Origin of the sequence: Streptomyces akebiae (genome assembly GCF_019599145.1) — a bacterium.
Taxonomy (GTDB): domain Bacteria; phylum Actinomycetota; class Actinomycetes; order Streptomycetales; family Streptomycetaceae; genus Streptomyces; species Streptomyces akebiae.
On sequence record NZ_CP080647.1, the window covers coordinates 8,043,927 to 8,065,219 of the forward strand.

At 72.7% G+C, this 21,293-nt stretch carries 20 protein-coding genes, 2 pseudogenes and 1 riboswitch; of the genes and pseudogenes, 9 read left to right on the forward strand and 13 right to left on the reverse strand.

Going from position 1 to position 21,293, the window contains the following annotated elements:
- Positions 1-28: 28 nt before the first annotated feature.
- Positions 29-397, reverse strand: a pseudogene (locus K1J60_RS34800) (cobalamin biosynthesis protein); the annotation flags it as partial.
- A 175-nt stretch (positions 398-572) separates the two neighbouring features.
- On the opposite strand from K1J60_RS34800, the gene K1J60_RS34805 reads away from it, so the two are divergent.
- Positions 573-1,301: a ZIP family metal transporter gene (locus tag K1J60_RS34805; RefSeq protein WP_033529172.1), complete on the forward strand. Its 729-nt coding sequence runs from the start codon at positions 573-575 to the stop codon at positions 1,299-1,301.
- Positions 1,302-1,372: 71 nt separating this feature from the next.
- Here K1J60_RS34805 and K1J60_RS34810 read toward each other — a convergent pair whose 3' ends face one another.
- The 5 genes from K1J60_RS34810 to K1J60_RS34830 form a co-directional block, all read right to left on the reverse strand.
- Positions 1,373-2,743 carry a cobyrinate a,c-diamide synthase gene (locus tag K1J60_RS34810; RefSeq protein WP_259408055.1) on the reverse strand — a complete coding sequence of 457 codons (1,371 nt, stop codon included), beginning with the start codon at positions 2,741-2,743 and terminating at the stop codon, positions 1,373-1,375.
- Between the two features lie 4 nt (positions 2,744-2,747).
- Entirely contained in the window at positions 2,748-3,347 is a 600-nt protein-coding gene (cobO, locus tag K1J60_RS34815; protein WP_220649679.1) for a cob(I)yrinic acid a,c-diamide adenosyltransferase, read from the reverse strand.
- Positions 3,348-5,384, reverse strand: coding sequence for a putative cobaltochelatase (locus tag K1J60_RS34820; RefSeq protein WP_220649680.1), 2,037 nt, complete (start codon positions 5,382-5,384; stop codon positions 3,348-3,350).
- Between the two features lie 76 nt (positions 5,385-5,460).
- Complete coding sequence (locus K1J60_RS34825) at positions 5,461-6,987, reverse strand: cobyric acid synthase (protein ID WP_220649681.1); 1,527 nt, start codon at positions 6,985-6,987, stop codon at positions 5,461-5,463.
- A complete protein-coding gene (locus K1J60_RS34830; protein ID WP_220649682.1) occupies positions 6,984-7,925 on the reverse strand; it encodes a cobalamin biosynthesis protein in 942 nt (313 codons plus the stop codon). The genes K1J60_RS34825 and K1J60_RS34830 overlap by 4 nt, the downstream gene beginning before the upstream one ends.
- 100 nt (positions 7,926-8,025) lie before the next feature.
- A riboswitch (cobalamin riboswitch) is annotated at positions 8,026-8,167 on the reverse strand.
- Between the two features lie 58 nt (positions 8,168-8,225).
- On the opposite strand from K1J60_RS34830, the gene K1J60_RS46285 reads away from it, so the two are divergent.
- Together K1J60_RS46285 and K1J60_RS34840 are read left to right on the forward strand one after the other, a co-directional pair.
- Positions 8,226-8,609, forward strand: coding sequence for a DUF397 domain-containing protein (locus tag K1J60_RS46285; RefSeq protein ID WP_259408056.1), 384 nt, complete (start codon positions 8,226-8,228; stop codon positions 8,607-8,609).
- A 31-nt stretch (positions 8,610-8,640) separates the two neighbouring features.
- Positions 8,641-8,952, forward strand: a complete 312-nt coding sequence (locus K1J60_RS34840) for a hypothetical protein (RefSeq protein ID WP_259408057.1) — start codon at positions 8,641-8,643, stop codon at positions 8,950-8,952.
- Here the strand turns inward: K1J60_RS34840 and K1J60_RS34845 are convergent.
- The 5 genes and pseudogenes from K1J60_RS34845 to K1J60_RS34865 form a co-directional block, all read right to left on the reverse strand.
- Positions 8,882-9,241 carry a hypothetical protein gene (locus K1J60_RS34845; RefSeq protein WP_220649684.1) on the reverse strand — a complete coding sequence of 120 codons (360 nt, stop codon included), beginning with the start codon at positions 9,239-9,241 and terminating at the stop codon, positions 8,882-8,884. The genes K1J60_RS34840 and K1J60_RS34845 overlap by 71 nt on opposite strands.
- A 193-nt stretch (positions 9,242-9,434) precedes the next feature.
- Positions 9,435-10,077: pseudogene (locus K1J60_RS34850) on the reverse strand (DUF5753 domain-containing protein).
- 175 nt (positions 10,078-10,252) lie between these two features.
- Positions 10,253-10,474, reverse strand: a complete 222-nt coding sequence (locus tag K1J60_RS34855; RefSeq protein ID WP_033529177.1) for a hypothetical protein — start codon at positions 10,472-10,474, stop codon at positions 10,253-10,255.
- Between the two features lie 30 nt (positions 10,475-10,504).
- Entirely contained in the window at positions 10,505-11,773 is a 1,269-nt protein-coding gene (locus tag K1J60_RS34860; protein WP_220649685.1) for an inorganic phosphate transporter, read from the reverse strand.
- Positions 11,774-11,963: 190 nt separating this feature from the next.
- A complete protein-coding gene (locus K1J60_RS34865; protein WP_220651845.1) occupies positions 11,964-12,710 on the reverse strand; it encodes a lysozyme in 747 nt (248 codons plus the stop codon).
- Positions 12,711-12,905: 195 nt separating this feature from the next.
- Here K1J60_RS34865 and K1J60_RS34870 point away from each other — a divergent pair, with 195 nt between their 5' ends.
- The 3 genes from K1J60_RS34870 (at position 12,906) to K1J60_RS34880 (ending at position 16,653) form a co-directional block, all read left to right on the forward strand.
- The gene (locus K1J60_RS34870) at positions 12,906-13,637 is read left to right on the forward strand and encodes a class II aldolase/adducin family protein (RefSeq protein ID WP_220649686.1); all 732 of its coding nucleotides are present in this window, start codon (positions 12,906-12,908) and stop codon (positions 13,635-13,637) included.
- A gap of 241 nt (positions 13,638-13,878) precedes the next feature.
- The gene (locus K1J60_RS34875) at positions 13,879-15,006 is read left to right on the forward strand and encodes an alpha/beta hydrolase family protein (protein WP_220649687.1); all 1,128 of its coding nucleotides are present in this window, start codon (positions 13,879-13,881) and stop codon (positions 15,004-15,006) included.
- Between the two features lie 201 nt (positions 15,007-15,207).
- Positions 15,208-16,653, forward strand: a complete 1,446-nt coding sequence (locus K1J60_RS34880; RefSeq protein WP_220649688.1) for a hypothetical protein — start codon at positions 15,208-15,210, stop codon at positions 16,651-16,653.
- 43 nt (positions 16,654-16,696) lie between these two features.
- On the opposite strand, the gene K1J60_RS34885 is transcribed toward K1J60_RS34880, so the two are convergent.
- A complete protein-coding gene (locus K1J60_RS34885; protein WP_220651846.1) occupies positions 16,697-17,110 on the reverse strand; it encodes a VOC family protein in 414 nt (137 codons plus the stop codon).
- Positions 17,111-17,410: 300 nt separating this feature from the next.
- Here K1J60_RS34885 and K1J60_RS34890 point away from each other — a divergent pair, with 300 nt between their 5' ends.
- The 3 genes from K1J60_RS34890 (at position 17,411) to K1J60_RS34900 (ending at position 20,485) form a co-directional block, all read left to right on the forward strand.
- Positions 17,411-19,009 (forward strand): ABC-F family ATP-binding cassette domain-containing protein, encoded by a 1,599-nt coding sequence (locus K1J60_RS34890; protein ID WP_220649689.1) that lies wholly within the window; start codon positions 17,411-17,413, stop codon positions 19,007-19,009.
- Positions 19,010-19,345: 336 nt separating this feature from the next.
- Entirely contained in the window at positions 19,346-19,567 is a 222-nt protein-coding gene (locus K1J60_RS34895) for a helix-turn-helix domain-containing protein (protein ID WP_006123601.1), read from the forward strand.
- Between the two features lie 126 nt (positions 19,568-19,693).
- Positions 19,694-20,485: an enoyl-CoA hydratase/isomerase family protein gene (locus K1J60_RS34900; protein ID WP_220649690.1), complete on the forward strand. Its 792-nt coding sequence runs from the start codon at positions 19,694-19,696 to the stop codon at positions 20,483-20,485.
- Positions 20,486-20,512: 27 nt separating this feature from the next.
- Here the strand turns inward: K1J60_RS34900 and K1J60_RS34905 are convergent, their stop codons facing one another.
- A complete protein-coding gene (locus K1J60_RS34905) occupies positions 20,513-21,274 on the reverse strand; it encodes a nucleopolyhedrovirus P10 family protein (protein ID WP_220649691.1) in 762 nt (253 codons plus the stop codon).
- Positions 21,275-21,293 lie beyond the last annotated feature (19 nt).

A 21,293-nucleotide genomic window follows, 5' to 3' on the forward strand; every position in this document is an offset into this window, starting at 1 on the left:
GTACGGCGAAGCCAGGGTTCGCCGTCGCGACGGCACAGGTCACCCGCCCGGGCCGCCCGTTCACCGGCTCCGACTTCCGCTTCGGCACGAGGAGTTCACCCCCGCCGACCAGCGCGGCGGCCTCCGCGACGGACGGGGTGCCGACGGAGGTGAGGGCCACACCGGAGGGGTTCGGCACCGCCACGCCGGCCAACTCCGCGGCGGAGTGGGTGACCAGGGGGACGCCGAGCCGTTCGGCGGCCCGGACGAGCCCGGGTTCGCCTGCCTTGGCCTCGACGGTGACGAGCGCGACGACCGCCTCCGGGGAGAGCCCCGCATCCCGCAGAGCCCTCTCGACCAGGTCGAGGACCTCCGTCACCGACGCACCCGTGGAGGCGCCCACACCCACGACGAGCGCTTCGAAAACACGATCAGCCACAGCCGCGCCCCGTCAGGGGCGCGGGGAACTGCGCGACAAGCCACAACGAACCCGTAGCCGAAACCCGACCTCCCGCTCCACCTGCTCCACCCTCTCCACCCTCGTCCCGGGGCGCCGCAGCCAAGAGGCCCGCCTCTTCCGGTAGCAAGGACGCATGGCGGTCTTCGTGGCACTCGGCGCGTTCCTGATGACGCTGCTCGGCGGCTGGACGGCGCAACGCGTGACGGACCGCCGTCACCTGGTGCTGGGCCTGGCCGGCGGCCTGATGCTGGGTGTGGTCGGCCTCGATCTGCTCCCCGAGGCGCTGGAGGCCGCCGGCGACGAGATCTTCGGCGTACCGGCCGCGCTGCTGCTGTTCGTCGCCGGGTTCCTCCTGGCCCACCTGGTGGAACGCCTGCTGGCCGTCCGCCAGGCGGCGCACGGCGCGGAGGAGAACAACGGCCGTACGCCCCAGGTGGGTCTGACGGCCGCGGCCGCGATGGTCGGACACAGCGCCATGGACGGTGTCGCCATCGGCGCGGCCTTCCAGATCGGCGAGGGCATGGGCATCGCGGTCGCGCTCGCGGTGATCGCCCATGACTTCGCGGACGGTTTCAACACGTACACGCTCACCAGCGTCTACGGCAACGCCCGCCGCCGTGCGCTGGCGATGCTGTTCGCGGACGCGGCGGCCCCGGTGGTGGGAGCCGCCTCCACGCTGCTGTTCACGATCCCGGAGGGACCGCTCGGCTGTTATCTCGGCTTCTTCGGAGGCGCCCTGCTCTATCTCGCCGCCGCGGAGATCCTCCCCGAGGCCCACCACGAACATCCGGCCCACTCCACGCTGCTGTGCACGATCGGCGGGGCGGCCTTCATCTGGCTGGTGGTGGGCGTGGCGGAGTGAGCGGGCAGGCCGACCGGCCGACCGGCCGCTCGCGACGCCCCGCGGACTGCTCGTGAGGCCCCGCGGACCGCTCATGACGCCCGGCATCTCTCCACGAACCGCCGTGCGACACCGGGCTCCGAGGCCCAGTGGGTGTGCAGATAGCTCGCGTGCACCCCTCCCCGCACGAATCCCTCGACCCGGGGCCGAGGGGACCGTATCCCCCAGGCGGGGGCGGGCCCGGCCCCCGGCTCGACGACCGTCCGGTGGAATTCGTGGGCCCGCATCCGGGTCCCGGCCGGCGCGAGCACGCTGTTGCCCACCGCCACCGCGTCCCGGTACCCGAGGGTCAGCCGCTCGTCCATCCGCGCCGTCGCGTCGAGCACGCCGCACATGGGCCGCCCCTCCAGCTCCCGGCACAGGTAGAGCAGACCGGCGCACTCGGCGGCCACCGGAGCCCCGCCGAACGCCAGCTCGGCCACGGCCTTGCGCAGCGGCTCGTTGGCGGACAGCTCGGCGGCGTACATCTCGGGGAACCCGCCGCCGATCACCAACCCGCGCGTCCCGTCGGGCAGTTGCTCGTCACGCAGCGGATCGAAGACGACCACCTCGGCACCCGCGGCGGTCAACAGCTCGGCGTGCTCGGCGTAGGAGAAGGTGAACGCGGGCCCCCCGGCCACGGCGACCACCTCCCGCCTCCCCGTGGCCGTGGCCGCGACGGGGGGCTCCCACACGGCCCCCGACAGCGCCCCGGCGCTGCGGGCGAGCGCGACCAGCGCCTCCAGATCGCACCCGGCCCGCACCTGCGCGGCCATCGCCGCCACGGCCTCCAGCGCGGCGGTCTGCCGCTCGGCGACGGGGACCAGTCCCAGATGCCGGGACGGGGTGTCCACCTGCGGAGCCCGCCGCAGCACCCCCAGCACGGGCACCCCGGTCGACTCCAGGGCGTCCCGCAACAGTTCCTCGTGCCGGTCCGAGGCGACCTTGTTGAGGATCACGCCCCCGATCCGCACCTCGGGATCCCAGGAGGCGAACCCGTGCACCAGCGCGGCCACCGACCGCGACTGCGACGACGCGTCCACGACCAGCACCACCGGCGCCCGCAGCAGCTTCGCCACGTGCGCCGTGGACGCCAGCTCCCCCTGCCCCGAGGCGCCGTCGAACATCCCCATCACACCCTCGACGACGGCGATGTCGCACCCGCGCGCCCCGTGCGCGAAGAGCGGCGCGACCAGCTCCGGCCCGCACAGGTACGCGTCGAGGTTCCGCCCCACCCGCCCGCTGGCGAGCGCGTGGTAGCCGGGGTCGATGTAGTCCGGCCCCACCTTGTGCGGGGACACGGCGAGCCCCCGCTCGGTCAGCGCGGCCATCAGACCCGTGGCCACGGTGGTCTTGCCGCTGCGCGACGAGGGCGCGGCGATCACCAGCCGGGGCACGGAGGCCACTGAGGCGTAAGGCGTCACGATGTCACCACTCGATGCCCCGCTGGCCCTTCTGGCCCGCGTCCATGGGGTGCTTGACCTTCGACATGTCGGTCACGAGGTCCGCGAAGTCGACGAGCTTCTCGGGCGCGTTCCGCCCGGTGATCACCACGTGCTGGGTCCCGGGCCGGTTCCGCAGCACGTCGATCACCTCGTCGGTGTCGATCCACCCCCAGTGCAGCGGGTACGCGAACTCGTCCAGCACGTACAGCTTGTACGTCTCGGCCGCGAGGTCCCGCTTGACCTGCTGCCAGCCCTCGCGGGCCTTGTCCTCGTTGTCCATCTGCCCGTCGCGCTGGACCCACGACCAGCCCTCGCCCATCTTGTGCCAGTCGACGGACCCGCCCTCACCGGACGCCCCGAGCACACGCAGCGCGTTCTCCTCGCCGACCTTCCACTTCGCCGACTTGACGAACTGGAACACCCCGATCGGCCACCCCTGGTTCCAGGCCCGCAGCGCGAGCCCGAAGGCGGCGGTGGACTTCCCCTTGCCGATGCCCGTGTGCACGAAGACCAGTGGACGATTCCTGCGCTGACGAGTCGTCAGCCCGTCGTCCGGTACGACACTCGGCTGTCCCTGAGGCATCTACGCCGCCCTCCCAGAAGTCCTCTGCGTTCCCTGCACATCCCGTACCAGCCCGGCGATGGAGTCCGCCCGCAGCTCGTCCAACGTCACCGCCGTACCGCCGAGTTCACCCGCCAGCTGCCCGGCGAGCCCCAGTCGGACATGGCCCGACTCGCAGTCGATCACCACGGACGCGTGGCCCTCGGCCGCGAACAGCCGTGCCGCCCGCCCGGCGAGCGCGACGGGCTCCGGCCCACCCGTCGCCCGGCCGTCGGTGACCACCACGACCAGCGGTCGCCGCGCGGGGTCCCGCAGCCGCTCCACCCGCAGCACGTCGTGCGCCTTGAGCAACCCGGCCGCCAGCGGCGTCCGCCCGCCCGTCGGCAGCGACTCCAGCCGGGCCGCCGCCGCGTCCACCGACGAGGTCGGCGGCAACGCCACCTCGGCGGCCGCCCCGCGGAACGTCACCAGGCCCACCTTGTCCCGCCGCTGATAGGCGTCGAGCAGCAGCGACAGCACCGCGCCCTTCACGGCGCCCATCCGCTGCCGCGCCGCCATCGAGCCGGAGGCGTCGACCACGAACAGCACGAGGTTGCCCTCCCGCCCCTCCCGGGTCGCCTGCCGCAGATCGTCACGCCGTACCACCAGCCCCGGCCCGGACCGCCCCCGCGTCCGCTGATGCGGCGCGGCGGCCCGCACCGTCGCCGCCAGATGCAGCTTGGTCAGCGTGCCACGCGGCCTGCGCGCCCCGGTCGTGCGCCCGTGCTCGGTCCGCGCGCGCGAACGCCGCCCGGCGGCACCCTCCCCGAGCCCCGGCACGCTGAGCACCCTCGTACGGAACGGCTCGGCGGCCCGTACGGCGGACTGCTCCCCGGCGGCGGGCGCCTGGGCCGGCACACCCTCGCCGGACTCGGGCTGCGCGCCCCCGTCGCCGCCCTGCGGTCCGTCGGACTCGGGAGCCGGCGGCCGCCCACCCCCACCGGGCCCGTCGGGACCGGGATCGGGATCGTCGTCCTGCGAGTCCTGCGGGTCCTGTGGGCCCTGCGGCGGCTCCGCGAACTCCTCCAGCGTCTCGTCGAGCTTGTCCTCGTCGAGCCCCGGCGCGTCGAACGGGTTCCGGCGGCGCCGGTGCGGCAGCGCGAGCAGCGCCGCCCGGCGCACATCCTCCGCGAGCACCTCGGTCCGGCCGTTCCACGCCGCCAGCGCGGTCGCGGTCCGGGCCATCACGATGTCGGCCCGCATCCCGTCCACCTCGAAGGCCGCGCAGGTCGCCGCGATCTGCCGCAGCGCGCCGTCGCCCAGCACCACGGACGACAGCAACTCCCGTGCCGCGACGACCCGTTGCCGTACGTCGGCCTCCTCGTCCGCCCAACGGGCCGCGAAACCGGCCGGGTCGTCGTCGTAGGCGAGCCGCCGCCGGACGACCTCCACCCGCTGGTCCGGCTCCCGCGAGGCCGCGACCTCCACGGTCAGCCCGAACCGGTCGAGCAACTGCGGCCGCAGCTCGCCCTCCTCGGGGTTCATCGTCCCGACCAGCAGGAACCGCGCGGCATGCCGTACGGAGACGCCCTCGCGCTCCACGTACGAGGCGCCCATCGCGGCAGCGTCCAGCAGCAGGTCGACGAGGTGGTCGTGGAGCAGGTTCACCTCGTCGACGTAGAGGATGCCCCGGTGCGCGTCCGCGAGCAGCCCGGGCTCGAAGGCCTTCACGCCCTCGGACAGCGCCCGTTCGATGTCGAGGGCGCCGACGAGCCGGTCCTCGGAGGCGCCGACGGGCAGTTCGACCATGCGTGACGGCCGGGTCTCGAACGCCGGCTCGTGCGGTCCGTCCGGACACGCCGGGTCCGGCTTCACGGGGTCGCAGGAGAACCGGCATCCGACGACGACCTCCACCTCCGGCAGCAGCGCCGCGAGCGCCCGCACGGCGGTGCTCTTCGCGGTGCCCTTCTCGCCGCGCACCAGCACACCGCCGACGGCCGGCGACACCGCGTTCAGCAGCAGCGCGAGGCGCAGGTCGTCCTGGCCCACGACGGCCGTGAACGGAAAAGGAACACTCACTTTGCGTCGCCCTCCAAGTCACCCTCCGGCAGCGGGCGGTTGACCCGCGGCCGGTCGTTCAGCAGCGCGTCCGCGCTCATCCGGACGCTCCCGGTGTTCCCGGTGCTCCGGGCGGCACGAACGGCAGCCCCGTCGGCGCGCCCGACTCGATGAGCCGCCACAGCGCGTCCGTGTCCGCGTGCTCCTCGATCAGGTCGCCGAGCCGGTCGAGCTGCTCCTCGCGCAGCGCGGCGAACGACGTGTCGGGGGACGGCACGAACCGCCGCCCCGAGGCCGTCGCCACCTCGCGCAGGAAGGCCCGCCGGAACCCGTCCGACTCCAGCGACCCGTGCCAGTGCGTGCCCCAGGTCTGTCCGACCCGGCACCCGTCCAGGAAGGGTTCACCGCCCAGCACCTCGGCGACCCCGTGATGGATCTCGTACCCCTCGACCCGTTCCCCGAGAGCCTCCCCGACGGGCCGCGTGAGCGTCTTCTCCGGGGCGAACCGCACCCGGACGGGAAGCACCCCGAGCCCCGGGACGTGTCCTCGACGGCTCTCGACGTCGTCCTCGACGTGCTCCCCGAGCATCTGGAACCCGCCGCACAGCCCGAGCACCGGCCGCCCTTCGGCGGCTCTGCGCACCAACGCCTCGGCGAGCCCCCGCTCCCGCAGCCACTCCAGTGCCCGGACCGTGCCCCGGGTCCCCGGGACGACGACCAGGTCGGCGTCGGCCAGTTCCTCGGCGCGGTCCACGAACCGCACCACGACACCGGGTTCGGCGGCGAGCGCGTCCACGTCGGTGAAGTTGGACATCAGCGGAACCGCGCACACGGCGACCCGCAGCACGTCCTCCCCGACGGGCGGCGCGACGTTCGACTCCCGGACCGTGCCCCGGAGCGAGATGCGCAGCCCGTCCTCCTCGTCGATCCCGAGCCCGTGCCGGAAGGGCAGCACCCCGTACGTCGGCCGCCCGGTGAGCCCGCGCAGCATGTCGAGCCCCGGCTCCAACAGGGAGACGTCTCCCCGGAACTTGTTGACGAGGAACCCGGCGACGAGGGCCTGGTCCTCGGGGGAGAGCAGCGCGACGGTCCCGAAGAACGACGCGAAGACACCGCCGCGGTCGATGTCGCCGACCACGAGCACGGGCAGCCCGGCGTTCCGGGCGATCCCCATGTTGACGATGTCGGTCCGCCGCAGATTGATCTCGGCCGGAGAGCCGGCCCCCTCGCAGATCACCGCGTCATACGTGCCCCGCAGCTCGGCGAGGCAGTCCAACACGACCCCGAGCAGCCGCTGTTGCCGCCCTCCGTGGTACCCGCGCGCACTCATCTCGCCCACGGGCTTGCCCAGCAGCACCACCTGACTGCTGCGTTCGCCCCCGGGCTTCAGCAGCACGGGGTTCATGAGCGCGGTGGGCTCCACCCGGCACGCCTGCGCCTGCATGGCCTGCGCCCGCCCGATCTCGGCGCCCTCCTTCGTCACGAAGGAGTTGAGCGACATGTTCTGCGCCTTGAACGGCGCGACCTTGACCCCCTGCCGCACCAGCCACCGGCAGATTCCGGCGGTGACCACGCTCTTCCCCGCGTCGGAGGTGGTCCCGGCGACCAACAGCCCGCCACTCATCCCTGCCTCCTCGACCGCAGCAGCGACACACCCGCACCGATCCCCAACGCCAGCCATCCGACCCGCCGGGACAACCGGACGGTCCGCTCGATGTCATCCACGACGACGGCGCGCCCCTCCCCATTCAGCACCGGCCGGTGCTCGACCCGCCCCCCGTACGACAGCGTGCCCCCCAACCGCACTCCGAGCGCCCCCGCGAACGACGCCTCCACGGGTCCCGCGTTGGGACTCGGGTGCCGGCCCGCGTCCGCGCGCCAGGCCCGTACCGCCCCGCGGGCATCCCCACCGCAGGCCGCGGCCAGCACCGCCGTCAGCCGGGCCCCCGGCCAGCCCACGATGTCGTCCAGCCGCGCGGAGGCCCATCCGAACCGCCGATACCGCTCCGACCGGTGTCCGACCATGGCGTCCAACGTGTTGACGGCCCGAAACCCCACCAGCCCGGGCACACCCGCCACGGCTCCCCACACGAGCGCGCCCACCACGGCGTCGGAGGTGTTCTCGGCGACGGACTCCACGACCGCCCGCGCGATCCCGTCCGGGTCGAGCGCCTGGGGATCCCGCCCGCACAGATGGGGCAGCCGGGCCCGCGCGCCCTCGACGTCCCCCGCGTCGAGCGACCGTGCGATCGCGCGAGCCTCCCGCCCGAGCGAAGTCCCCCCGACGACGGCCCAGGTGGCGGCGGCGGTCAACGCGACGGAGGCCGCACGCGACGGGCGTACGGCGGACGAGGCCAAGGCCCCGAGCGCCACGGCGCCACCCGCGCACACGGCGGTGTGCAGCGCGCCCCACCCCCGGTGGTCCCGCCACAGCACCTGCTCCACGGCGCCGGCGGCCCGCCCGAACGCGGCGACCGGATGCCCCCGGCGAGGATCGCCGAGCAGCAGATCACCGAGAAGTCCGGCGGTGGCGCCGTACGCGAAGACGCGATCGGCACGCACCGGTTCAGCCGATCGCGAGATGGGAGGAGGATCCGGTACCGGGACTCAAGCGGCAGCCGCACATGGCGATATGTCCTCACTCAGGGTGTCCACGCCCTGGTTCGACGAGACCGACGGCGAGAGTTCCTGGCTCCCGGGAGGTTCTTCCCCGGTGACAGTGGCGGGACCGCGCCGGACTCGCACCGGCTTCCTCTCCTGCCGTCGTACATGGCCCCGGCAGTCCACCACGCGCCCGGAAGACCCGTCAACTTGCTGTTGACCTGCGGCGCAGCGGTGTGCTCAGCCCCACATCGCTGAAATATGGCCAGACGCCCGAATCGGCTCTTTCTGCGCTCATCTCCACAGCGCCGGGCGGGAACACTTGAGGGAACGACATTACGAGGACTGAGCGCCGACGAGCGGCAGCGGCTGGGCACGGCGCTCGGGTCGTCGCGGTGGACGCGTGTCGGCGCGCTGACTTGTGAGGTGGAGGTCAGGGTGTTCGACAGGGAGCCCTCGGCGCGGAGTTGGATCAGGAGCAGTTATTCGGGCGAAACCAGCCTGTGCGTGGAGGCGTCGTTCGAGGAGAGGCGGGTTCTGGTGCGTGACTCGAACTCGAAGAAGAACGCTGTGCTCTCCTTCCGTCACAGCGCGTGGTGTGGTTTTCTGGCGGGGCTTGTGGACCCGGGAGCGGACGGTTCTTGAAGAACCGTTCGGGGGACGGGAGGTACACGCGATGGAAGATCGGACCAAGGGAACCGCCTCGGCGCGTGAGCGGGCATCGAGGGGCCGGCGGACGCTGTTGTCCGCCGCCGCGCCGCTGGTGCTCTTCAGCACGGTCGCCGGGGTCCTCGCCGTGGGGGTGGGTGCTCTCGCCGCCCTGCTGGTGCCGGGGACGGAGGCGCGGGGTGTCGTCTGGCTGGCGGTGACCGCCCTCCTCGCCACGGGGGCGGGCCTGTGGTGGGGGCTCACTCCGGTCACGGAGCGGCTGAGGGCCCTGGACCGGGCTCTGGTCGGGGCTCGCCCGCGGGGGCCGGAGGAGCGCTGAGGCCGACGGGCCGCGCGGCATCGGCGCGGGCGCGCAGCACCTTGCCGATGCCCGCCGCGAGCGAGGTGAGCAGAGCGGCGGCGATCGCCCCGGTGATCGCCGTGGTGAGCGGTGTCGTGGCGTCGAACCGGGTCGTGGGTACGACGCGACCGGCCACGGCGATGCTCAGCAGCAGGACGCTGGCGCAGAACGTGCCCAGTAACAGACGGGCGGACAGGAGCCGTATCTCGCCGTCGACCCGGGCACTCTCCACCCGGATGAGCGCCTCCGCCCACTCCGACTCCTGCATGGCTTAGGCCTTCAGCGTGCAGTCGTCCAGTGGGGCAGGACCGCCGGACCCCGGGGGGCCGGCCGGGGGAGGACCGTCCGGATCTCCGTCGCCCGGAACGGCGCGGCGCGCCGTCAGCCGCCTCCACCACTCTGCCAACCGAAGACCGCCATGGGCCCTCCCCCCGATTCCGCCGGGCGTCCCGGCCCGGTGCTCAGTCGTTGTCCAGGCTCTCCCGGACCGTGTCGAGGAACTCGATCATCCGGTCGCCTTCGTGCGCGTTGTCGCTGATGTCCGCGAAGCACTCCTGGTGGCGGACGGTGAGATCGAGATCCTCGCGGTTCGACAGCCCGCCGTTGGGGCCCTCCAGGTAGAGCAGGTCGTCGTCGTCCCTGAACCCGAGCAGGATGAACGGGCTGAGGGTGCTGAAGTGCGCCCCCGCCGTGAACGGCAGCAGCCGGATGCCCATCCGGGGGCGCCCGGCCAGCGCCTTCACGTGGTCCAGCTGTTGACGCATGACGCGGGGGCCGCCGATCACCCGCCGTACGGCGGCCTCGTCCAGGACGACGTCGATGCGCGGGCCCGCGTCGGAGTCGATCAGGCGTTCCTGTCGGGCGAGGCGGAGCTCCACCGACCGGCGGACGTCGGTGGGTTCCGACGTGGGGGGAGAGGAGGGCGGTGGCGTAGTCCTCGGTGTGCAGGAGGCCGGGGAGCACGATGGGGTTGTGGACGCGGATGGAGGTCGCGGCCCCCTCGTAGCCCAGATACTGGGCGAAGGGCTGGGAGACCAGGTTTCCCCAGGGGGCCCACCACGACGGCCCCTTCGAGCCCCGTGCGGCCTCTTCCAACTCGCTCACCAGCGCCGGATCCGTGATCCCGTACTGCTGGATGAGCGCCCGGACGTCGGTGACGCTGACCCCGACCGTGCCGGCCTCGATGCGCAGGACAATAGACAAACCCCTCGTACCGGGTCAAACGGTACGAGGGGTTTGTCTGTGTGTGTCGTGCGAGGTGGGAGGGGTGAACGGGGCCTCAGGCCATGATCAGGTAGATCCCGTAACCCACCGCCGCCGTGCAGGCCGCGAAGCAGGCGTACGCCGCTGTCGTGGCGAGCGCGGGCGACGTGCCCGCGGTGGTCGCCGCCTCCCGCTTGGAGAGGCCGACGATCCCCAGGGTGAAGAGGCCGACGAGGGCCACGGTGACCACGAGGCTGACTCCGAAGACGGAGCCGAGGGCTGCCCAGTCGATGTGCATGTGGTGATCTTCCTCAGGAGGTCGCGGGGCTCAGAGGGCGGGTGTCGGCGTGGACGAGTTCGCCGGGGACGTGGTCTCGGCGGCGGTCGCGGCCGCGGGGACCGGGATGGTCGCCGAGAGGTCCTCGGTGACGGTGACGGTGCCGGCGGGCGGTGGCGTCACGGCGGCCATCGCCGTGGTCACCACGCCGGGCGGCTCCTCGGTGTCGTTGACGTTCGTGTGGTCGACGACCTCACGGCGGGAGACCACCCAGATCGCGGCGCTGGAGGCGACGAGGAAGACCGCGACGACGGCCGTGCCCCAGGCGCCGAAGGACGTCACCCACTCGGCGAGCGCGGCCACCAGCGCGGCGGCCGGCAGGGTCAGACCCCAGGCGACGAACATCCGGGTCGCGGTGGACCAGCGGACCACCCCGCCCTTGCGGCCGAGGCCCGCGCCCATCACCGCACCGGAGACCGAGTGCGTGGTGGAGAGCGAGAAGCCGAGGTGCGAGGAGGCCAGGATGACCGTGGCCGCGCTGGTCTGGGCGGCGAAGCCCTGCTGCGGCTGGAGGTCGGTCAGACCCTTGCCCATCGTGCGGATGATGCGCCAGCCGCCCAGGTAGGTGCCGAGCGCGATGGCGAGACCGGCGGAGACGATGACCCACACGGGCGGGTCGGAGTCGGGCGCGAGGGCGCCGCCGGCCACCAGGGCGAGGGTGATGATGCCCATCGTCTTCTGGGCGTCGTTCGTGCCGTGGGCCAGCGAGACCAGGCCCGCGGAGGCGATCTGACCGGCGCGGTAGCCCTTGCCGGAGGCCTTCTCGCTCGTGTGCTGTCCGAGCCTGTACGTCAGCCGGGTGGCGAGCATCGCCGCGATGCCGGCCACCAGCGGGGCCGCCACGGCGGGGATCAGCACCTTGGTGACGAGCACGTCGCCGTGCACACCACCGAGGCCGACCGAGGCGATGGTGGCGCCGACGAGGCCACCCATCAGGGCGTGCGAGGAACTGGAGGGGAGCCCCACCAGCCAGGTCAGCAGGTTCCAGAGGATGGCGCCGACGAGCGCCGCGAATATGACCTCTGGCTGTATCCCGGACTCGTCGACGAGTCCCTTGGAGATGGTGTTGGCGACCTCGATGGACAGGAACGCGCCGACAAGGTTGAGCACGGCGGACATGGCCACCGCGACCTTGGGCTTCATTGCGCCGGTCGAGATGGTGGTGGCCATCGCGTTGGCGGTGTCGTGGAAACCGTTCGTAAAATCGAACGCGAGCGCGGTGATGACCACGATCGCGAGGATCAGCGAGAAGTTTTCCATTTACCCGGGCTTCTTTCGGACGTCAGTGGCATGTGGACCGTAGGCAACCTGGGTGAACGGAAGATGAACTGGGGCAGGCGCGCGGGTGTAATGAACGAGGTGCCGCCGCTCCGCTTGTGGGCCGGTGGGCGGCCAGGGCCTGGCGGAGCGGCGGTCCGGCCTTCGAACTCAGGCGGAATGGCGAGATCCGCTACCCCTTCGCGAACCTCTTCAGCCGGTTCGTCGACCCGTTGAAGAGGTTCTGGTCACCCGGCAGGCTCCCGCTGCCGTTGTCGTACTGCCAGATCGTCCAGTACTTCCACCCCGCGGGCAGTTCCCCCGCGCCGCCGGCGTCGTAGCGGGCCAGCCACAGCGCGTGGTCGCCGAAGGCCGCGCTGTCGCCGGTGCAGGTCTTCCACCAGTGGGTGGTGGTGTAGATCACCGGGCGGCGGCCCGTGAGGCGCTTCACCTCGTCGCTGAACGACTTGATCCAGCCGACCATGGCGCTGTCGCTCAGGCCGTAGCACTTCCTCTTCCTGTCGTACGGGTTGTATTCGATGTCGAGCGCCGGCGGCAGCGTCCAGCCGTCCGCGCGCCAGCCGCCCCCGTTGTTCACGAAGTAGCGGGCCTGGGTCTTCCCGGACGACCGGTGGGGAAGTGCGAAGTGGTACGCGCCGCGGATCAGCCCCGCCTCGCGCGAGCCGTTGTACTGCTGGCCGAAGTACGGGTTGCGGTAGGTGGTGGACTCGGTCGCCTTGACGTAGACGAACCGGGCGCCCTTCGCCTTCGCGCTCGACCAGTTCACCTTCTTCTGGTGCGAGGAGACGTCGTGCCCCCTGGGCTTGGCGGCGGCCGAGACGGGGATCTCGGCAAGAGCGGTCCCCCCGAGGGCGAGCGCCGCGACGGAGGCGGCGAAGGCGCGGTTGCGGCGACGGGACGGCTTGGGAGCTGTGGCCATCATTCCCCCCGGAATGGCGATTGTGCGACAAAACATCCGGAGATTACTGGAAGATCACTGAATCTCGCTCGATCATCGGCCAATCGCCAACTCCGAGTGGGGTATGCGTATATGGCGCCTTCCGCGGGGCCGTGATACGCCCGCGGCGCCTCCGCCGGGTGCCCGTCACCGGCAGCCGCCTGGCAGGATCGCGGCATGGTCGAGCAGCAGGGGAACGCCCGGGGCGAGCGGGGCGCGGTCGAGGTTCCGCGAGGCGCGCGGGGCGAGCGGCGGAGCGCTGTGCCGGACGACGTGGCGCACACGTGGGACGAGCTCGTCACGACGGCCCGCCGGACGGTGGCCGAGGGCCTGGTCGTGGGCACCTCGGGGAACGTGTCCGTGCGCGTCGGGGACACCGTCCTGGTCACACCGACGGGAGTGCCGTACGACCGTCTGACCCCGGACGACGTGACGGGTGTGGACCTCTCGGGCCGGCAGGTCCTCGGCACCCTCCGCCCGACGAGCGAACTCCCCATGCACCTGGCGATCCACGGCACCACCGACGCCCGCGCCGTCGTCCACACCCACGCGGTCCACGCGACGGCCGTCTCCACCCTCGTGAGCGAGCTGCCGCTGATCCACTACATGTCCGCCGCCCTCGGCGGACCGGTCCGGGTCGCTCCCTACGCGACCTACGGCACCCCTGAGTTGGCCGAGAACATGCTCCGCGCTTTGACAGGGCGCACCGGGTGTCTCCTGCAGAACCACGGCACGATCACCTACGGAAGCACCCTCGCCGAGGCCTACGACCGCACGGCCCAGCTCGAATGGATGTCCAGAGTCTGGCTGACGGCGTCCTCCGTCCCGGGCCGCACCCCGCACCTCCTCACCCCCGACCAACTGGCGAAAGCCGGCGCCCGCCTCCGCGACTACGGCCAGCCGGGCTAGGTCCTGTCGACCCTGCCGTCGCCGCCCGGCCGACGGACCTCGTCGCGCTCGACCACCCCCTCTTCGGGAGCTCCCCTGGCCCCGGCGTTCTCCGCCGCGGCGCTGTCCGACCCCGTTCGGCCTCTCGGCGGTCGTCGGCTCACGGGGGCATGCGCGCATCAGGTCCGCGCACCCGCCGCTCCGGTCACTCCGGAGTGCCTGCCCACTGGCCGCAAGGGTGGTCGGCCAGGACACTGGAGGCGTGGGTGCAGTCAAAGCGGCGGTCGCCGCGGTCGGGGTCGCGTTCGCGGCCGGTGCGGCCAGTGTCGCAGCGGGCCGGCTGGCCAGCGACGTAGCGCTGAAGGCGCCGCCGGGCGAACCGCTGCCCACCGAACCCCGGCTGACCGTGCACGCCACCGCCGCCGGACGCATCGTCCTGACCCGCGCCTTCGCCTCCCAGCGCCCCGGTGTCTACGGCCTCACCGGCGACGACTCCCACGCGGTCGTCGGCGCCGTCCTCGACGGCGCCCCGCACGCCCCCGACACGGTCGTCCGCCGCCTGGAGCGCGTCACCCACGGCACCCTGGAGCCGGGCGACAAGGTGTGGCTCACCCCCGGCCTCCACCGCGGCGACCCGCGCACCGCGCTCGGCCTCGACCACGACGACGTCGAGATCCCCGGCGAACTCGGCACCCTGCCCGCCTGGTTCGTACCCGGGCACCGGGACATCTGGGTGATCGCCGTGCACGGACTGGGCACCACCCGCGAACACCCCATGAACGTCATGGAGTTCCTGCACCGCCACCACTTCCCGGTGCTCACCCTCGCCTACCGCGGCGACCCGGGCGCCCCCCGCTCCCCGGACGGCCTGAACCACCTCGGCGAGACCGAGTGGCGCGACGTGGACGCCGCCGTCCGCCACGCCGTCCGGTTCGGCGCCGAACGGGTCGTCCTGCTCGGCTGGTCCACCGGCGCCACCATGGCCCTGCGCGCCGCCACCCGCTCCCCGCTGCGCGACCGCGTCGCCGGACTCGTCCTGGACTCGCCGGTGCTCGACTGGGCGGCCACCCTGCGCGCCCTCGCCGCCGCCCGCCGCACCCCCGGTGCCCTGCTGCCGCTCGCGGTCCGCGCCGCCCAGGGCCGCACCGGACTGCGCGCCGCCCCCACCGGCGAGGACACCGACTCCTCGGGGCTCAGGACACCGACCCTGCTCTTCCACGGCCCCGACGACACCGTCGCGCCCTGGGGCCCCTCCCAGCGCCTCGCCGCCCGCCGCCCCGACCGGGTCACCCTCCGCACGGTCCGCCACGCCCCGCACGGCGCCATGTGGAACGCCGACCCCAAGGCCTACGAAGAGGCCCTCCGCCGCTTCCTCACCCCGCTGGTGTAGGGCCGCGCACGGCCGGCACAGGACGGGGAGGCGCCGCGGAATCGCCCCGCCAGAGAGAGGTACGCCACATTCCGTTTAGCGTCGGACCAAGGCGATCCTCCTCGGTGCGGACCCCTGGGAAGACCCGTGCGTTGGCCACCCCTGTCGCCCGCTGTGACATTCCGTTTGGGTTTTCCGACCGTCAACCGGAAGACTGCCCCCGTGACGTCCCGTAATCCGCGCGACTCCAGGCTCCGACTCGTCAGCCCGCGAACCCTGGCCGCCGCTCCCCGAGCAGCAGTGACCCAGCGCCGCCGACCGGCTCCCCGGCCCCCGGAGGGCACACCGCCGCCCGTGGAACTCGCCCGCATGGCCCGCGCCGTCCTGGCGGACGCGGCCCGCGTCGCCCGCTGGGCCGATGCCGCCCTGCGCCCCGGCCGCGAGGGCGCGAGCCCCGACGGCAAGGGCACCCTCTCCGCCGCGACCGCCGAACGGGCCGCCGCCGAGCTGGGGCTGACCCCGGCTCAGGTCCGCCACGACTGGGACACGGCACGTCTGGCCGGCCTGGTCGAGGTGCACGGCGACAGCGCGCGACCCGGCTGGCGTCTGCGTGCCTGGAACCGTGACGACAGCGCCGTACTGCGCGGCTGGGTCGCGTTCTTCGACGCCTGGTCCATCGCCTATCCGGAGCCCGAGGACCGGGAGCCGGCGGCGGTCGCCGAGGTCGTCTCGGCCATGCCCCAGGTCCTCTCCTTCCTCCAGCTCTCCGCCGGGCCCGTCCCCGTGGAGCAGCTCCTCGACCTCCTGGCACAGCGGGTCACCGAACTGCGCACCGAGCGCTGCGAAGTCCCCTACGTCCCACCCGTCGCCCACCACCCTTCTGACGAGGCGCTCCGCGCCGCCCCCGCCGATTCCGAGCCCGCCGCGGAGCCCACGGCCGAGGACACCCCCCTCGCCCCGCTCCTCGACTGGTCCCTGCGCGCCCTCGCCTCCGTCGGCGCCCTCACCTACGGCGACGGCCAGGCCACCCTCACCCCGCTCGGCAGCTGGGCGGTCTGGGTCAAGCTCGAACAGATCTGTGTCGCCGCGCAGAGCCCCGCCGGGAACATCGAGGTCTCCGCCGAGGACATGCTCAGAGGCTGCGCCCAGCTCCGGCCGAACGCGGCCCGCGCCGAGTACCGCGCCTGGCTCGCCGCCCGCCCCGTCGGCGGCGCCGTCACCGAACTCATCGACGCCGCCCGCGGCGAGGACGCCCTCATCCGGGGCCTGGCCTTCGAGGCCCTGCGGGTCGTCGGCGCCCCCGCCGAGCCCGACGTCCGCACGGTCGCCGACGAGACCCCGCTGCGCCCCTACGCCCTGCTGTGGCTCGCCGAGCACGAGGGCGCCGACCCCGAGGACGCGCACGAGGTCCTCACCCGGGAGGAGTCCACCTGGCTCTGGGTCGACACGGCCGCCGCCGTCGCCGACCACGGCGAGGCACCCCTGCTCGTACGGCATCTGGAGTCCGCGGTGCAGCCCACGGTCCCCGCGCTGCTCGACGAGGTCCGCGCGGTCGGCCACCCCCGCACCGTCCAGGTCCTGGTCGCCCTCGCCGCGGCCCACCCCGATCCGGCCCTCGCCAAGGCCGTCCGCCGTGCCGCCTTCCAGGTGCACACCGGAGGCAGCTGACCCGGCCGACGGGGCCGCGTGCGCCCGACCGCCCGCGCGGGTGTCAGCCGCCCGTCTCGGGGGCGTACGTGCCGAAGCTCCACACATTGCCCTCGGCGTCCCGGGCCATGTAGTCCCGGGAGCCGTAGTCCTGGTCCGTCGGGGGCATCAGGATCTCCACGCCGTGCTCCACGGCCCGCCGGTGGTGGGCGTCCACGTCGTCCACGACGACGTACACCCCGGTGGGCCCCGCGCCCTTCATCGCGCCGTCGAAGACACTGCCGCTGCCCTTGGAACCGATCATCACCGCGCCGTTGCCCTGCGTCAGCTCCGCGTGCCGCACGATGCCGTCCTCGCCCTCGTACACCGAGAGCTCGGCGAAGCCCAACGCCTCCGTGAGCTGCCTGACGGCGGCCTTGGCGTCCGCGTAGAGCAGCGTCGGATAGATACTCGGGCGGCCGTCGCCCCTGCCTGCCATACCGATCACGACCTCTCCGTCGTCCTGAGCCGTCCGGACGACGACAGCCACCCGGAACACGACCCGCTGCCCAGTTTCGCACCGGAGACCGACAACGCCCCGTCGGAAGAAACGGGCCGATGGCGTCCGGTGGCCGGCGGACCCGGTGACCGAGACCACGTGATCCCTTGTCACACGGGCGGAAAACCGCTTGCCGCCCCCAGTTAGAATCGGCCCATGGCCATTCTCCTCGCGCATTAGACGGCGGGAACGTCCTCAGCCGCCCACACCCGCCACCCCAATCCGCCCTGGAGTCTGTCCGTGATCTCCGCCTCCGGTATCGAGCTGCGCGCCGGTGCCCGCGTCCTCATCGAGTCCGCCACCTTCCGCATCGCCAAGGGCGACCGCATCGGCCTGGTCGGCCGCAACGGCGCGGGCAAGACCACCCTCACCAAGTGCCTGGCCGGCGAGGGCATCCCGGCCGGCGGGACCATCACCCGCTCCGGCGAGGTCGGCTACCTCCCGCAGGACCCCCGCACCGGCGACCTCGACGTCCTCGCCCGCGACCGCATCCTCTCCGCCCGCGGCCTCGACGTACTGATCCGCAAGATGCGGGAGAACGAACAGCGCATCGCCAACGGCCAGGGCGGCACCCGCGAGAAGGCGCTGAAGCAGTACGAGCGCCAGGAGACGGAGTTCCTCACCAAGGGCGGGTACTCGGCCGAGGCCGAGGCCGCCACCATCGCCGCCGCGCTCAACCTCCCCGACCGGGTGCTCGGCCAGCCGCTGCACACCCTCTCCGGCGGTCAGCGCCGCCGTATCGAGCTGGCCCGGATCCTGTTCTCCGACGCGGACACCCTGCTCCTGGACGAGCCGACGAACCACCTCGACGCCGACTCGATCGTCTGGCTGCGCGACTACCTCAAGACCTACCGCGGCGGCTTCATCGTGATCTCCCACGACGTCGACCTGGTCGAGACGGTCGTCAACAAGGTGTTCTACCTGGACGCCAACCGCGCCGAGATCGACGTCTACAACATGGGCTGGAAGCTCTACCAGCAGCAGCGCGAGGCCGACGAGAAGCGCCGCAAGCGCGAGCGGCAGAACGCCGAGAAGAAGGCCGCCGCGCTGCACTCGCAGGCCGACAAGATGCGCGCCAAGGCCACCAAGACCGTCGCCGCGCAGAACATGGCCAAGCGCGCCGACCGGCTGCTCGCCGGCCTGGACGCCGTCCGTGTCTCCGACAAGGTCGCCAAGCTGCGCTTCCCCGAGCCCGCGCCCTGCGGCAAGACCCCGCTGACCGCCGAGGGCCTGTCGAAGTCGTACGGCTCGCTGGAGATCTTCACCGACGTCGACCTGGCCATCGACAAGGGCTCCCGGGTGGTCATCCTCGGCCTCAACGGCGCGGGCAAGACCACCCTGCTCCGCCTCCTCGGCGGCGTCGAGAAGCCCGACACCGGCCAGGTGATCGAGGGCCACGGCCTCAAGCTCGGCTACTACGCGCAGGAGCACGAGACCCTCGACCCGGAGCGCACGGTCCTGGAGAACATGCGCTCCGCCTCCCCGGACCTGGACCTGGTCGAGATCCGCAAGACACTCGGCTCTTTCCTGTTCTCCGGCGACGACGTCGACAAGCCGGCCGGAGTGCTCTCCGGCGGCGAGAAGACCCGTCTCGCGCTCGCGACCCTGGTGGTGTCCTCCGCCAACGTCCTCCTGCTCGACGAGCCGACCAACAACCTCGACCCCGCCAGCCGCGAGGAGATCCTCGGGGCCCTGCGCACCTACAAGGGCGCGGTCGTCCTCGTCACCCACGACGAGGGCGCGGTCGAGGCTCTCCAGCCCGAGCGGATCATCCTGCTGCCGGACGGCGTCGAGGACCTGTGGGGCGCCGACTACGCCGACCTCGTCGCGCTCGCTTGATCGAATGGGTTGATCAACTGCCGCTGGATCATTCGGCCCATCGGTGATCCACCATCTGTGTGAGATCTCCTCGTACCGAGGTGTGTCCTACATCGATTTCACGGCCGAGTCCTTCTGTGCGAAGGGCTCGGCCGTCGTGCGTCTCTGACCTGGGACTTCACAGAACAACCCGTTCGGCCGTACGGACACGCCTGTGCGGAATGACAGGTTCCGCTCGTGGGGACGCGCTCCCGTCGTCAAAACCTTGTCGCACGGACCTTGCCGAATGGGTGGCCATCCCGCGCCGGAGGGGTGATCATGAGGAGACCAGAGCGCACTTCCCATGAGGAGGACCGGGTGGCCGAGACTCTGAAGAAGGGCAGCCGGGTTACCGGCGCCGCGCGTGACAAGCTCGCGGCAGACCTGAAGAAGAAGTACGACTCCGGTGCGAGCATTCGGGCACTGGCCGAGGAAACCGGCCGCTCGTATGGCTTCGTACACCGGATGCTCAGCGAGTCGGGCGTCACGCTCCGAGGGCGTGGCGGCGCGACGCGGGGCAAGAAGGCCGCGTCGGCCTGACGCCGGGCGGCCCATCGGCTTCGATGGTGGCCACCCGGTCGGTCGGCTGATCGGCCGGGTGGTTACTGTGCAGTCACTTAGCATCGCTTCATCGCTCTGCTGACCGCACCCCATCGGAGGCGCCCCATGGCTTCGCTCGAAACGCTGCTCGACAAGGACGGCGTACGGCTCACCGTCGACGACGCGATCGCCACGGTGACGCTGACCAATCCGGCCAAGCGCAACGCGCAGAGCCCCGCCCTGTGGCGGGCGCTCACCGAGGCCGGTCGGTCGGTGCCGGGCTCCGTCCGCGTGGTCGTGCTGCGTGCCGAGGGCAGATCGTTCTCCGCCGGACTCAACCGGCAGATGTTCACGCCCGAAGGCATCGAAGGGGAGCCGTCGTTCGTCGATCTCGCGCGCCGTGACGACGCCGGGCTCGACGCGACCATCGCCGAGTACCAGGAGGCGTTCACCTGGTGGCGGCGCAACGACATCGTGTCCGTCGCCGCCGTGCAGGGGCACGCCGTCGGTGCGGGCTTCCAGCTTGCCCTCGCCTGTGATCTGCGCGTCGTCGCCGACGACGTGCAGTTCGCCATGCTCGAAACCAGCCTCGGACTCGTGCCCGACCTCACGGGGACTCACCCGCTGGTGAGCCTCGTCGGGTACGCCCGCGCGCTGGAGATCTGCCTCACCGGACGGTTCGTCCAGGCGGACGAGGCCCAGCGGATCGGGCTCGCGAACCTCGCGGTCCCCGCCGACCAGCTCGACGACGCCGTGCGCGACCTCGCCGGTGCGCTCGTGACCGCGCCCCGGGACGCGGTCATCGAGACCAAGGCGTTGCTGCGCGATGCCCAGGACCGGGGGTACGACGAGCAGCGGGCGGCGGAGCGGGCGGCCCAGGCCCGGCGACTGCGGGACCTGGCGGGCGTCGGCGAGTAGCCGCCTCCCGGGCCGGGACCCTCGGGATCAGGTGCCGATCGCTGTGACGAGCACGGCCACCGACGGGTGGTCCGGCAGGGAGTCGCTCACCGCCGCGCGTACCTCGCGCGCCACGTCCAGGGCACGTCGCTCCTCCGTCACCGCCAGCTCCACGCGGACATGGCGGCGGGGGAGGGCCGGCCCGGCGGCGATGTCGACCGCACGGCCGAGACCGCCGAAGGCGCCGGTCAGACGGGCGACGCCGGGGACGGAGAGCGCCGCCGCGGCCACTCGGGACTCCTCGTCGTCGCCGGCCGACGACGCCGGAGCGGCGGCGGGGGGCGGCGGTTCGGCCGTCGGACCGGACGGCCCCGCGTCGGCCTCCAGCAGATGGGTCACCCGGAGATCCACCTCGGTCACCGTCAGCCCGAGGCGTTCCCCGGCGGCGGTGAACAGGGCCGCGCGCAGGCGGGCCGCCGTGGCCGGGAGGGGCTCGGCGGCCGGGCCGACCGAGGCCGCGAGGTCGGCCGTGACCCGGAGCGGACCGGGCGGCAGGGCACTCGGGGGCGGGGGCACGGCTGCCTCGTAGCCGTGCTCGTCCGCGTCCTCACCCTCGCTGCCACCCGAGTCGACGGACGAGATGCGGAGCCGTCCGAGGCTCAGCCCGCGCAGAGAGTCGGCCGTGCGGCGCAGAGCGGCTCCGGCCGCGCTCTCCGTGATCCACGCGCCGTCCCGCGGGCCACCCAGGGGAAGTACGCGGCCGAGCCCGAGCTGCTGGCGTACCGCTTTCGTCCAACCGTCCGCCGTCATTCCTCCAGCCTGCCGCATC